Annotated in this window: 13 protein-coding genes; 3 read left to right on the top strand and 10 right to left on the bottom strand. The window is 74.5% G+C overall.

Annotation, left to right across the window (positions count from 1 at the left end; genetic code table 11):
* Positions 1-143: 143 nt before the first annotated feature.
* Complete coding sequence (locus tag AB0A69_RS26295) at positions 144-1,856, top strand: AMP-dependent synthetase/ligase (RefSeq protein ID WP_361426844.1); 1,713 nt, start codon at positions 144-146, stop codon at positions 1,854-1,856.
* A gap of 14 nt (positions 1,857-1,870) precedes the next feature.
* A complete protein-coding gene (locus AB0A69_RS26290; protein WP_361426841.1) occupies positions 1,871-2,500 on the top strand; it encodes a hypothetical protein in 630 nt (209 codons plus the stop codon).
* Here the strand turns inward: AB0A69_RS26290 and AB0A69_RS26285 are convergent.
* The 9 genes from AB0A69_RS26285 to AB0A69_RS26245 are packed head-to-tail and all read right to left on the bottom strand — an operon-like array spanning position 2,480 to position 11,141.
* On the bottom strand, positions 2,480-3,226 hold the full coding sequence (locus tag AB0A69_RS26285; RefSeq protein ID WP_361426838.1) for an arylmalonate decarboxylase: 747 nt from the start codon (positions 3,224-3,226) through the stop codon (positions 2,480-2,482). The two genes, AB0A69_RS26290 and AB0A69_RS26285, sit on opposite strands and share 21 nt — an antisense overlap.
* Positions 3,223-3,888: a hypothetical protein gene (locus AB0A69_RS26280; protein ID WP_361426835.1), complete on the bottom strand. Its 666-nt coding sequence runs from the start codon at positions 3,886-3,888 to the stop codon at positions 3,223-3,225. The genes AB0A69_RS26285 and AB0A69_RS26280 overlap by 4 nt, the downstream gene beginning before the upstream one ends.
* Before the next feature lie 5 nt (positions 3,889-3,893).
* Positions 3,894-4,697 carry an SDR family oxidoreductase gene (locus tag AB0A69_RS26275; RefSeq protein WP_361426832.1) on the bottom strand — a complete coding sequence of 268 codons (804 nt, stop codon included), beginning with the start codon at positions 4,695-4,697 and terminating at the stop codon, positions 3,894-3,896.
* Positions 4,694-5,659: a hypothetical protein gene (locus tag AB0A69_RS26270; protein ID WP_361426829.1), complete on the bottom strand. Its 966-nt coding sequence runs from the start codon at positions 5,657-5,659 to the stop codon at positions 4,694-4,696. Before AB0A69_RS26270 ends, AB0A69_RS26275 begins: the two co-directional genes overlap by 4 nt.
* The gene (locus tag AB0A69_RS26265; protein WP_361426826.1) at positions 5,656-6,411 is read right to left on the bottom strand and encodes a hypothetical protein; all 756 of its coding nucleotides are present in this window, start codon (positions 6,409-6,411) and stop codon (positions 5,656-5,658) included. Before AB0A69_RS26265 ends, AB0A69_RS26270 begins: the two co-directional genes overlap by 4 nt.
* Before the next feature lie 2 nt (positions 6,412-6,413).
* Positions 6,414-7,589, bottom strand: a complete 1,176-nt coding sequence (locus AB0A69_RS26260) for an aromatic ring-hydroxylating dioxygenase subunit alpha (protein ID WP_361426823.1) — start codon at positions 7,587-7,589, stop codon at positions 6,414-6,416.
* A gap of 32 nt (positions 7,590-7,621) precedes the next feature.
* Entirely contained in the window at positions 7,622-8,593 is a 972-nt protein-coding gene (locus tag AB0A69_RS26255) for a hypothetical protein (protein ID WP_361426820.1), read from the bottom strand.
* On the bottom strand, positions 8,590-9,408 hold the full coding sequence (locus AB0A69_RS26250; RefSeq protein ID WP_361426817.1) for a hypothetical protein: 819 nt from the start codon (positions 9,406-9,408) through the stop codon (positions 8,590-8,592). Before AB0A69_RS26250 ends, AB0A69_RS26255 begins: the two co-directional genes overlap by 4 nt.
* Positions 9,405-11,141 (bottom strand): nitrilase-related carbon-nitrogen hydrolase, encoded by a 1,737-nt coding sequence (locus tag AB0A69_RS26245; protein ID WP_361426814.1) that lies wholly within the window; start codon positions 11,139-11,141, stop codon positions 9,405-9,407. Before AB0A69_RS26245 ends, AB0A69_RS26250 begins: the two co-directional genes overlap by 4 nt.
* A gap of 112 nt (positions 11,142-11,253) precedes the next feature.
* Between AB0A69_RS26245 and AB0A69_RS26240 the strand changes: the two genes are divergently transcribed.
* The gene (locus AB0A69_RS26240; RefSeq protein ID WP_361426811.1) at positions 11,254-11,571 is read left to right on the top strand and encodes a Dabb family protein; all 318 of its coding nucleotides are present in this window, start codon (positions 11,254-11,256) and stop codon (positions 11,569-11,571) included.
* Here AB0A69_RS26240 and AB0A69_RS26235 read toward each other — a convergent pair.
* On the bottom strand, positions 11,568-12,572 hold the full coding sequence (locus tag AB0A69_RS26235; RefSeq protein ID WP_361426808.1) for an alpha/beta hydrolase fold domain-containing protein: 1,005 nt from the start codon (positions 12,570-12,572) through the stop codon (positions 11,568-11,570). The two genes, AB0A69_RS26240 and AB0A69_RS26235, sit on opposite strands and share 4 nt — an antisense overlap.
* Between the last annotated feature and the right edge of the window lie 55 nt (positions 12,573-12,627).

The raw sequence follows: 12,627 nt of genomic DNA, 5'->3' as shown, positions 1-12,627 counted from the left end.
GTGGCTCCATCCTCCGCCTTGCGATCGCACGCACCAGACGCCGCCAGGCCCGCCCTCGCGGGCGGACGACGCTACTTTGCGGACACTCCCTAGGGCCTGGTCCGAAAGACAGGCCCAACCCCATCCCACACCGAGGAGCCGTCATGCCCGACGCCGCGACCCTCTGCGAGACCTTCCAGCGCACCGCCGCCACCCGGCCCCAGGCACCCGCCCTCCACACCGTCCAGGGCGACGTGCTGACCTGGGCCCAGTACGCCGAGCGCGTCGCCTCGGTCGCCGCCGGGCTGCACGGCCTGGGCGTCCGGCACGGCGACACCGTGGCCCTGATGCTCACCAACCGGCCCGAGTTCCACGTGGCCGACTGCGCCGCCTTCCACCTCGGCGCCATACCGTTCTCGCTCTACAACACCCTGCCCCCGGACCAGCTCACCGACGTACTCGCCCGGGCGCGGGCACGCGTCCTCGTCACCGAGCGGCGCTTCCTGCCCGTGCTCCGGCGGTCCCTCACCGGTACGGACGTCGCACACCTCGTCACCGTGGACGGGCCGGCCGAAGGGGCCACCGAGCTGGCCGCGGTGGAGGCCGCCGCACCGGCGGACTTCGACTTCGGGGCGGCCTGGCGGCGCGTACGGCCCGGTGACGTCCTCACGCTGATCCACACGTCCGGAACCACCGGCCGCTCCAAGGCCGTGGAGGTCACCCACGCCGGCATGACGGCCCAGCTGGACGCCACGGAGCAGCTCCTCGGCATCACGCACGAGGACAGCCACCTGTCCTTCCTGCCCGCCGCGCACATCGCCGACCGCTGGGCCTCGCACTACACGAACATCCGCTTCGGCACCCGCCTGACCTGCGTACCCGACCTCAAGGAGCTGCCCGACGCCCTCACGTCCGTACGCCCCACCCTCTTCGGCGCGGTGCCCGTCGTCTGGCAGCGGCTGAAAGCCGGGCTGGACGCGGCCCTCGCCGCCGCCGACCCGGGACTGCGAACCCTGGTGGAGGGCTGCGTCGGCACCGCACGCCGCCTCGGCCCCGGCCGGCGCGCCGGAACACTGACGGCCGAACAGGCCGAGGAACTCGACGCGGCCGAACCGGTCCTCGCCGAACTGCGCAAGAGGATCGGCCTCGACCGCGCCCGGGTCTGCGTCACCGGAGCCGCACCCGCGCCGCCGGAACTGGTGGAGTTCTTCCACGCCCTCGGTGTGCCCCTCGGCGACGCCTGGGGCATGTCCGAGCTGTCCGGCATGGCGCTGATGAACCCGCCCGGCGACCCCAGGCCCGGCACCGTCGGCCGGCCCGTGCCGGGCGCCCGCATACGGGTCGCCGAGGACGGCGAACTGCTGGTGAAGGCGCCCTTCCTGATGCGTGGCTACCGCGACGAGCCCGACCTCACCGCACAGGCCGTCGACCCGGACGGCTGGCTCCACACCGGCGACCTCGTCACCGTCGACGGCGAAGGGAACGTCACCATCGTCGACCGCAAGAAGGACATCATCATCAACACGGGCGGCAAGAACATGTCGCCCACCCGCATCGAGGGTGTCCTGCGGGGCGCCTCACCCCTGATCGCGCACGCCGTGGTCGTCGGCGACGGCCGCCCCTGCAACGTCGCCCTCCTCGTCCTGGACCGCGAGGCCGTCGCCGCCCGGGCCACGGCCGACGTCGAGAGGGAGATCGCCGCCGCCGTCGAGGACGCCAACACCCGGCTCTCCCGCCCCGAACGCGTCCGCGCCCACGCCATCCTGCGCGACACGTGGGAACCCGGCGGGCCCGAGCTCACCGTGACGCTCAAGGTGCGCCGAGCGGCGGTGGAGCAGCGGTACGCGCAGCTCATCGAGTCGCTCTACACCCACTGAGCCGGGGGGACACGGTGTTCTCCCCGGTACTCGCGCTTCTCGCCGCCGTGCAGCTGGCGCTCGCCGCCGTCGCCCTGCGCGGCCCGCGCCCCGGAGCGTGGACCGCGCTGCTCGGCTGTGCCCTCGCGTACGACTCGGCCGTCGTCGCCGCCGGTACGGTGCTGGGCCCCGGCGCGCTCCTGCAGGCGCTCAGCACCGGTCGGTACGTCCTCCACGCCCTGCTCACGCCGCTGGTGGTGCCCTGCGCGGCGATGCTGCTGCGCGGCGGGCGCGCGGTGGTGGCCGGGGCGTGGGGCACGGCGTGCGTGCTCGCCGCCGCCGGGGCCTGGGCCACCCTGCCGGGCCTGGACCTCGTACCGCGGCGGTGGGCGGACACCCTGCGGTACGCGGACGCGGAGCCCGGCGGGGTGCCGGTGGCCGCGGTCGCGGCGATGCTCCTGCTGCTCGGGGCGGGCGTGGTGCTCTGGCGGCGTCGGCGCGTGCCGTGGGTCGCCGCGGGGGCGGTCGCCGTGTTCGCCGCCTCGGCGGCGGCCGTGGCCGTGCCGCCGCTCGGCAACGCGGGCGAGGCGCTCATGCTGGCCGGGCTGGTCGCCGCACTGCGCGAGGGCCGCGCACGCGCCGGCTCAGTGGTCGCGCAGGAGTGACCCGGCGCCGTACACCTTGTCCTCGATGCCGCTGTCGCGCAGCGCCATCCACCACGTGGCGGCGTTGATGGCGATCACCGGAAGGCCCAGCCACCGTTCGGCCTCGTCGGCCAGCGCCACCATGGACAGGTTCGTCCCGCACTGGACCAGGGCGTCCACCCCGTCGAGCGCGGCCAGACCGGTCAGCGCCTCGCGCAGCCGCTCCTCCCCGACGTGGGCGATGGAGACGGCCGTCGGGCAGCGCAGGCCGGTCACCCCGGCGACGTCGAAGCCCAGTTCGCCGAAGAACCGCCGTACGTTCGCGTCCCCGACCGGCTGGTACGGCGTCACCACGCCGATGCGCCGGGCGCCGTACAGGCGCAGCGCGCGCTCGCACGCCTCCGCGCCGGTGGCCACCTGGAGCCCGGTGATGTCGTGGATCTGCTTCACGAAGGCCCGGTTGCCCGCCACCCCGCCCCAGAAGGTCTCGGCGGACATGCCCATCACCATGTAGTCGGGCTCGCAGGTCAGCACCCGCTCGCAGGCGGCGCCGATCTCGTCGCGTATCTGCTCCAGCAGCCGCTCCATGCCCGCGTCGCCCGCCATGTTCTGGTCGCGGATGTGGATGCGCGAGACGTGGGCGGTCACACCGGGCACCGTCATCCGGTAGAAGTCGGGCTCCACGATCGTGTTCGTACTGGGGGCGATGACGCCGAACGTGCGGCGCCAGCCGAGGGCGTCGGTCACAGGGACACCTTTCGGAAGGAGGAGGCGGAGGAGGCGGGGGCGGACAGGCGCCAGGCCGCGTACACGAGGGCGGCCTGCGTGAGGGTGTTGCAGGACTGCTCCACCCACTGCAGTGCCACGCTCTGGTCGGGCCGGGCGGCGAGCGGGCCGAGCGCGTACGTGCCCAGCAGCCACACACCGGTGGCCGCGGCCGCGCGGGACTCCCCGGCCGCGCGCGCCAGCAGGATCAGCCGTACGCCGCAGACCGTCACCGCCGCGATCGTGAGCACCATCAGCGGCATCGTCGTGCGGAGCGCCAGGGAGCCGGCGGCGGCCGCCGCCCACGTCACGGCGAAGCCCCACAGCGGGGGCGTCCGGGAGGCCTGCGGACCCGCGGCCACGGGCACGCTGAGCAGCGCGTGCGCCAGGAGCAGGAACCCCAGCGCGAGGAGCGGGAAGAGCGCCTTGTTGAGGGGCTGGATGTCGGGCCCGTCCAGCGCCACGGTGAGCTTCCAGCCCGCCTTCGACAGGCCCCCGGCGAAGACCAGGGCGGCGCCGGCGGCCGCGACGGTACGGCCGCGGGGGACGGCGCGGCCGACCGGCCGCACCAGCCGCGCGGCCGCCACACCGGTCAGCACCACCGGGACGAAGTCCTCCAGGGCGAGCGCGACGGGGTAGTCCACGGCGCTCACCGTTCCGGGACCGTCGCCGGGAGCACATCCCTGCTCCGGAAAGCCGCGGCGGCGAACCGGGCGGCCGCCTTGCGGCGGGTCAGCCACGCCACGCGGCCCCCGTTGCGGGTGCGGTCGGCGAGGATCCGGTCCGCGAGCCACGGGGTCACCGTCTCCACCCGGTCGGCCAGGACGTCGAGGACCTTGCGCGCCTTCGCGTACTCCTCCGGGGTGTAGCCGTGGACCAGCAGGTCGGTCACGAGCATCCCGGGGGACAGCCGCAACGCCCGCACATCGTGCGGGCGGGTCCCGGCCCGCTCGTCGAGGTCGGCGGCCAGGGCCCGCGTCAGGTACGTGACCGCGCTCTTCGTGGCGCCGTACGCGCCGAGGCCGGGCAGCACGCGCCCGTCGGAGCCGAAGCCTTCCATGTTCCACAGCCGCCCCCGCCCCTGGGCGAGGAAGCCGGTCACCGCGACCGCCGAACCGTGCGCGGTGCCCAGCAGGTTCGCCGCCGTCACCGCCTCGACGTCCCCCGCGGTCAGTTCCCACAGCGGGCGGCGGGGCGCGGCGGCACCCGCGTTGTTGATCCAGACGTCGACCCGCCCGTAGCGGTCGTACGCGGCGTCCCACAGCTCCTGCACCTGTGCCCGGTCGGTGACGTCAGCCACCCGCCCCAGCACCCGGTCCGGCGGGCCGGGCGGCTCGCCCTCCCGGCGGCCGCACAGCGCCACGCGGCAGCCACGCGCCAGGAACGCCCGTACGAGCCCCTGGCCGATCCCGCGCGTGCCACCCGTCACCACCACGACGGTGCCGCCGCTCACGACTCCGCCTCCCAGGTCAGCACGCCGTGCAGGACGCCCGTGAGGACGTTGCCGCCGAACAGCTCGTACGTGACGGCCAGCCGTCCGCCCGCCGACATGCCGGCCGTGGCGTCCAGGGCGAACTCCCGCGCCCTCACCCGGTGGACGTCGCCGTCCGTGAAGTGCCACAGCGGGAAGTTCGCGCGGCCGAACGCCTGGGCGCCGCCCCAGGCGTCGGGCCCCTCCCAGAACTCCCGCGTCCCGTCCCGCCGCCGCACCACGGTGAAGGCCCGGTCGAGCCCGCCGCCCGTCCAGGTGACCCGGTGCTCGGCGCGCAACAGGTCCAGCGGGGTGAGCCGGTGGACGACCCGGACCGTGCCCAGCGGCTTCTGGTCCGCGCCCCACAGCTCGCAGTCGCCCGCGAACCTCCCCGCCTGCTTGGTCGGCAGGATCCACGGCACGGGGCCGTTGGCGGTCTCGGCGTCCCGGTGCGCGGCGACGGCCCGCCGGGTGGCGGGGTCGGTGTCGTGGTCCGTGGTCCTGACGTACAGGCCGTTGAAGCAGCCGACGACGGTCCAGCCCTGGTACAGGACCGAGGAGTAGACCTGGGTGGCGCCGTCGGGCAGGACGTGGTTCCAGGTGTTCAGGCCCACCTGCCAGCCGGGGCCGTAGTAGTGGGCGTCGACGAAGGAGCCGTACGGCTGCCCGCTGCCGTGGAAGTCGGGCCCCTGGTAGAGGCGGTTGTCGTCGGCGTCGCCCACGGTGAACGCGAAGGGCGCGGCGAGGCGGAACCGCCCGGCGAGCGGCCCGCCGCCCGTGAGGCCGCCGTCCATGCGGTAGACGGTGGCGCCGTCCTCCGCATCGGACGAGCGGCGGATGTCCTCGTAGCCGCACCAGGTGCCGTGGGCGTCGAAGAGGGACGGGCGGCCGTGCCACTCGCCCGCGATGCGCTGCTGCCAGGCGCTGGGGGAGGACGGGGTCATCGCGTCCCCTCCGGCCGTCCGGTGATCAGCAGGTGCCGCAGGCGGTCCGTCGTCGCGGGGCCGAGCAGCCGGTCGACCCGGTTCCACACCGGGTCGATCTCCCGGCTGAACAGCGCGGACCGCAGCCGCCGGTCCCGTACGGCCAGGTCGGTGCCGGCGAGTTCACCGGCCGCCTCGGCGGGCATCGCGGCGGCGAGCGACAGCCAGTGGTCCGCGTACTCCTCCACGATCGGGCCCACCGCGCGCAGGGCCGCCTCGTCGGCGCGGTGCACCAGCATCCACGGGGACATCAGGGACCGCTGGCGCGGACCGACGGCCGCCGCGGTGAGTCCGGGTATCTCGGCGGCGCGGGCGTGCGGTTTCGTGAGCGGCCCGTACACGGTGTCGGTGTACACCGGATGGGCGGCGAGGTCGGCCCGCTGCACCAGGTCCAGGTGGAAGGCGTAACCGCCGCCCGCGTACACCGAGTCGAGCGTGAAGTGGGGCAGCGGGCCGTCGTCCGCGCCGAAGGCGAACACCATGTGGCTGTCCAGCCCCGCCGCGGGCAGCACCAGCCCGATGTACACCACCGACGCGACGGACACGCCCCGGTCGCCGGTGAAGTACCGTACGCGGCCGACCGGTTCGGGGAAGGAGGGGCCGCGCAGGGCCGCCCACTCGGTGGGTCGCTCCACCACCCCCGTTCCGGCGACGAGCCGGTCGAGGACCAGGGCCGACAGCTCGGCGGACGGGGACAGCGCCGTTTCCGACATGATCACTCGCTCTCGACGGTGGGGTGGCCGGCGGTGGGGTGGAAGCCGTGCGCCTTCTGCTCCCAGGCGCGGGCGAACTCGGGGACGTCACGCCGCCCCGGTGAGGGGATCACGGTGGCGGTGCGTGCCGGGACGTCGCCCGTGATGCGGTCGGCCGCACCGACCATCCACCCCTTCGCGGCCAGTTCCTGGCGCTTGCGGCGGTACGCGACCGAGATCAGGTCCGATCGCAGGTGCAGCTCCGCGCCCAGGTCGGCGGGGAGCAGCTCGGGGCGGGTGCCGTCCACGACCGGGGCGTCCTGGCCGAAGATCTTCATGACGCGCTTGCGGGTGTTGCCGTCGGCCCACGCACCGGTGAAGAAGTCCCGCAGCGCCACCCACTTCACCAGGGTCGTCGTCTCGTCCACCGGGATGTTGGTGTCGTAGATGACCATGCTGCCCAGCGGCAGCCGCACATGGAGCTTGATCAGGTTCGGCAGCATCCAGCCGGCCGTGGTCACCACCGGCGGCCGGTCCTTCGCCCGCGCCCTGCGGTCGGCGTACAGCCGCGCCCACAGCCCCTTGGCGGTGGGCGGGTGGAGGGCGACCGTCGCGAAGGCCGACCACTCGTCGGGCTGCTCCAGCGCGTACTCCTCGACCTCCGGCCGGTCCGGGTTCCCGAAGGAACCCGCGTGGACGAAGGGGGTGTGCGCGATGTCGCAGCCGTTCTCCAGCACCCGCTCGTAGTTGGAGCGCCACATGTACTCGCCCCGGACCGCCTTGAACCGGCCCCCGTTCTCGACCAGTTCGTCGAACTCGGGCCATACCGGGATCGGGGGCCGCTCCTCCGGAGGCAGGTCGCCGAGGAACACCCACACGAAGCCGTACTTCTCCTGGACGGGGTAGGCGTCCACCCGCGCCTTCCTCGGGATGCCCCGCCCCGGCTGGTTGGCCGGGATGAGCGTGCACGCCCCGTCCGCGTCGAACCGCCACCCGTGGTACGGGCAGACCACGCAGTCACCCGCCAGGGTGCCGGCGGACAGGGCCGCGCCCCGGTGCGCGCACAGGTCGGACAGGGCGACGGGGCGGCCGGCGCCGGTGCGGTACAGCACGAGCGACTGGCCCAGGCACACCACCTTCCGGGGCGTGCGCCCGACGCGGTCGGCGAACTCGACCGCGTACCAGAAATTCTTGAGCATCCGTGCCGCTCCTCATCGTTGGAGTGGGGAAGTCAGCGGCGACGCACCAGGGCGAGGCCGGGGTGGGGCGGGGCGAGCAGTGACGCGAGCGCGCCGTGGGCCGCGGCGTCGCCGCGCAGGTGGGCGGTACAGAACAGCGTGACGAGCCGGGCCAGCAGGGCCCGTGCCGAGCGCTGGGCCCCACCGGGCCGCTCCAGGAACCCGCGGGCCGACGTGGGGTCGTGCGGATCGCACGGCGTGAAGTGCCCCGCGCCGGTGAGCCGCGCCCAGACGTGCGCGCCGTCCGCGTCCCGCAGCGCCTCGGCGAAGGTGCGCTCCACCGGATCGGACGCGCCCTCACCGCCGTACCGGTCCGTGCTCGCGGCGATCACGCCGTCCGTCTCGCCGGACAGCAGCAGGACCGGCGCGGTGCCGCTCACCGGCAGCACCGTGCCGGGCGGCCAGCCCAGCATCGAGGCGACCAGCGTATGGGCGCCGTACGTGAAGACGGCGCGGACGCCCGGCGTGAACCCGGCGGACTGCAGCGCCACGGTGCCGCCCGCCGAGTGCCCGCCCAGCGCGACGCGGTCCAGGTCGAGCAGGCCGGCCAGGGGCGCCCGGCCCGCCAGCTCCCCCAGCGCGGTGAGCAGCGCCCCGATGAGCGGGGTGGTGGGCCGGGAGCCGTACCCGGCGGGGGACGCGGCGTCGAGGTCGACGGCCGGGGTCAGGCCGTGGCTGCCGGCGAACAGCTCACCCACCAGGTCCGCCGTGACCGTCACCAGGCCCTTCTCGGCGAGAGCGATGGCGAGCCAGCGGTACGCGTCCTGCCCGACGTTGATGCCGGGCAGGAGCAGCACGACGGGGTGCGGGGCGCGGGACGGATCGGCCGGCACCTCGCCCGTCAGGCGTTCGGCGTCGGAACCCGTGTGCCGGGCAGGGTAGAACACGCGCAGGTGGGCCGTGTCGAACGGCTCCTTGAGGCCCGGCACGCGGGTGGCCCACCACACGGACCGCACCTGGCTCATGACGCGGGCCCGCCGAAGCGGGGCAGTTCACGGTCCCCGCCCCACAGGGCGCGCACCAGCCGGTTGGTGGTCTCCTCGCCGAAGTACCGCACGCCCATGACGTTGGCGGGGTCGCGTTCGGCGATGTTGCGGCGGGTCGCCAGGTCGGCGGCGGCGAGCGCGGCCCGCTGCTCCTCCGGTACGGGCTCCGCCTCGTCCACCCACCCCAGCCAGCGGTCCACGTGCGCGTGCGTCAGCCGCCGCACGAGCGCGACGTGGTGCTCGTCGCGGGGCATCGCGTAGCAGTACGCGGTGGGGGAGAGGCTCGCCCGGATGAAGCCGGCGCGGCTGGTGAACCACGACAGCTCCGGATTCTCCTCGCGTACGGACAGCCACTCCCGGGCGACGGGCTCGTAGTAGCGGTCGTAGTAGTCGCCGTCGGCGAGCAGGTTGGTACGCGGTACGGAGTCGAGGTAGAACCAGCCGCCGGGCCAGCAGAGCAGGGCGATGCCCAGGTGGGGGACGCGGACGTGCGGGCCGAGCCACACGGTCAGGTGGAGGTTGGCGAAGCCGCGCGTGGGATTGCCCAGCCACGAGTGCACCATCCAGTCGACCTCCGGGCCGGTGTACGCGGCCAGCGAGCCGCCGGGGCTCGCGGGCGGCGAACCGTAGCTCTCCAGGTCCTTGGTGGACGGGTCCCGGTGGAGCTCGAAGCGGGCGTCGATCTTCTCCTTGAGCTCGATGAGCAGCGCGCGCCACTGCTCGAAGGTGTCGGTCACGTCGGTGACCGGGGCTTCGTCCGTCATGTCCTGGACGGCCTTGAGGGTGTCGCTCACGATGCTCCTCCTGGGCGTGCGGCCGCGACGAGGGCCCCGGCGAGGTGCCAGGGCCGTCCGTCGACGAGGTCGGTTCCGCGCGAGACGAGACGGCGGGCGGCCTGGCCCGGCCGGATGGGGGCGAGGGTGAGGCGGCCGTCCGCCGGGGTGGTGTCGGGGTGGCTGATCCGGCCGTCGAAGGGCGCCGCCCCACGGGCCTGCCACAGGCCGAAGTCCCGCGGCAGGCGGTGGATCGCGCCGGTGGCGTGACCGGCGGCCACCACGTTCACGCGGTTCTCGGCGCTGCGCTCCGGGAGCCCGAGGGAGCTCTCCCAGCCCTCCGTCCCGGTGAAGCAGACGGCGGCCGTGTCCGCCCCGGCGAGCGCGGCGAGCCGGAAGGTCTCCGGGTACAGGCCGTCGTCGCCGACGACCACCGCCACCCTGCCCCACGGGGCGTCGTACGTGTGGAGCCGCGACCCGGGCGGACCGTCGGCCCAGGCCGCGTGCCGCGTACTGCGGTGCAGCTGGGGCTGTACGAGGACGGGGCCGTCGGCACGGAGCAGGTAACCGGTGTGGACGCGCTCGTGGGGCAGGGTGCAGGCGAGGTACGTGTCGGTGCCGGCGAGCGCGCCGGTCAGCGCGGCCAGTGCCTCCTTGGCCAGTGCCTCCTTGGCCGGAGCCGCGCCGGCCGCGGGGTCGACGACTCCGCCGGGGAAGCAGAACAGCTCCGGCACCACGACCAGCGACGCGCCCAGGGCGGCCGCCCGGGCGGTCAGCTCCGCCGTCTCGGCCACCGCGTCACGCGGGTCCCCGGCCCCGGGGCGTACGACGGCGGCCGTCACCTCGTCGGCCCGCCGCCCCGCGAAGGGCGGCGCCGGGTGGGGCGGCGCCGCGAGGGGGGCGTACAGCTCGGGCCGGCGGGCGGCGAAGACGTCGGTGCCGTCCGGGCGCCGCTTGTCGTCGGCCCGCGCCGGCTCGATGTCGGCGACGACGACCGCCTCGCCCGTGCGCGGGGCCCGGGCGACCACGGTGCCGTCGGGGGCGACGATCTGGCTCTCCCCGGCCCCGTGGAGCGCCTCGCGGGGCACCCCCAGCCCGGCGGCGACGGTGTCGACGTGCTCGTCGGGCAGCAGGGGACCGACCTTGTTGGCGGCGACGACCCAGACCCTGTTCTCCCCCGCCCGCACCGGGATGTGCAGCGACGCCTCGTCCAGGGCGAAGGAGTTGAGGCTGTTGAGGAGGACCTGGGCGCCGCGCACGGCGAGCCCCCGGCACACCTCGCTGATGACGCCCTCCATGCACGAGTACAGACCGATCCTGCCGACCGCCGTGTCGACGACGGGCCCCGGGGTGAGGGCCGGGTCGAGGTGGTCCCGCTCGCTGCCCATCAGGACCTGCTTGTCCGCGTGGGCGAGGAGCGCGCCGTCGGGGCCGTACAGGAGACTGGCCGCGGTCACCCGGTCCCCGCCGGGTGCGGCCAGGGTGACGTGGGTCTTGACGAACACGCGGTGCCGCGCCGCCGCGGCGGCCAGCGGCGCCAGGAAGTCGTCACCGGGCCGGCACGCCCTGCGCAGCGCGTGCGCCCGGTCGTCGTACCAGGACAGGTGGTTGCAGAACTCCGGCAGCACCACCAGGCGGGCGCCGCGCCGCGCGGCCGCGTCGATCGCGCGGAGGCACGCGGCCAGGTTGGCGCTGCGGTCGCGGCCGACGGCGAACTGGGCCGCGGCGACGCGCACGGTGGAGCCCTCGGCCATGACAGCCTCCCGTGGTCACTGGTTCCCCTAGCGGAACAGTGTTTCCCCAACATACACTCGGGTGCCACCCCGCGACAGGGGTGGGAAGCGACGACCGACCGGAGGTTCCGCCGTGCTCGTCCATGTCGTCCTGATGAGGTTCACCGACCCCGCCGACGCTCCCGAGGCGAAGAGGCGGCTGGAGGAACTGCCCCCGCTCGTCGGCGAGATCGCGTCCATGCGCGTGGGCCTCGACGTGACCGGGTCGGCCGTCTCGTACGACCTGTGCATGACCACCCGGCACACCTCGGCCGCCGCGCTCGCCGCCTACCAGCGTCACCCAGCGCATCGCGCGCTGGGTGACTGGCTGCGCCCGCGGCTCGCGGACCGGGCGACGGTCGACTATGTCGCCCCGGGCGAGTGTGGCGATGACGGCGAGGGCGGTGACTAGGAAGTGCGGCCGGGCAGCGTCTGGATGGTGCCCGCGGCGAGCAGGGACGCGTAGTACGCGCCACCGGGGTAGAGGTCCGCGGTGCGCGTCCCGTCGAAGGCGTCCTTCGCCCAGCCGACCGCGAGGGTCTGCAGCGCGGAGACGTTCTTCTGCTGCGGCGTGCCGCACAGCAGCGTGCCCGCGTTGTCGGTGGTGGAGCCTTCCGCGTCCGTGTGGGCGCCCGACGTCAGGCGTACGCCGACGAACGGGCGGGGCAGGAGCTGCTGGAGCGCGGCGGTGCCGCTGCCGCTGTTGTTGCAGCTGTAGCCGGGGGCGGAGATGGTCAGGATGGGCAGGGACGTCGTCGCCAGCTGGGTGAGCGAGGCGTCGGTGTTGTTCCCGATGAACGACTTCACCGGGTCCAGCAGGACCAGGCCGCGCACCTTGGCGAACGCGGCCGGGTGGTCGGCCCGCAGTCTCTGCGCCACGTACTCCGCCGCCTCGCCGCCCGCCGAGTGGCCGGCGAAGACGAACGCGGACGGCAGCGCGCCCAGATCGGTGCGCCCGGCCTCGCTCTTGGCCGACGCGTAACTTCGGGCCAGTGGGGACGAGCCGCTGCCGGCGGAGGCGAACCAGGTCGCCACGTTGTCGAGGAACGGCTTGTTGTTCCCGATGTTCTGCAGCGTGCAGCCGAACATGTCCGCGCTGCGCAGGGTCGGGGCGAACACCAGGTATCCGGCGGCGGCGTAGCGCCCGGCCAGGTCCGCCATGTGGTTGTTGGCGCGGGCGAAGCCGTGCTGGAGCCAGACCAGGCCCTTCGGGGTGCCGGACGGGAAGTACCAGTCGGCGGGCTGGCGGTAGGTGAAGACCGCGCACGACACGTCGACGGTGGTGGACGCCTTGGTGGCGGCGGATGTGGCGGGGGTGGCGGGCGCGGAGTGGGCGGTGGTGGCCGGGACGGCGCCGAGGAGCAGGGCGGCAAGTGCCGGAACGATCACCTTGCGCAGGGCGGGCAGGTGCATGCGATCCTCCGAGAGCGGGCAGCCGTTTCCTTGAAGGAAACTGAGTTTCTGCACG

The sequence above is a fragment of the Streptomyces sp. NPDC045431 genome (assembly GCF_040646655.1).
Lineage (GTDB): Bacteria > Actinomycetota > Actinomycetes > Streptomycetales > Streptomycetaceae > Streptomyces.
This window is presented reverse-complemented; position numbering and strand designations above follow the sequence as displayed.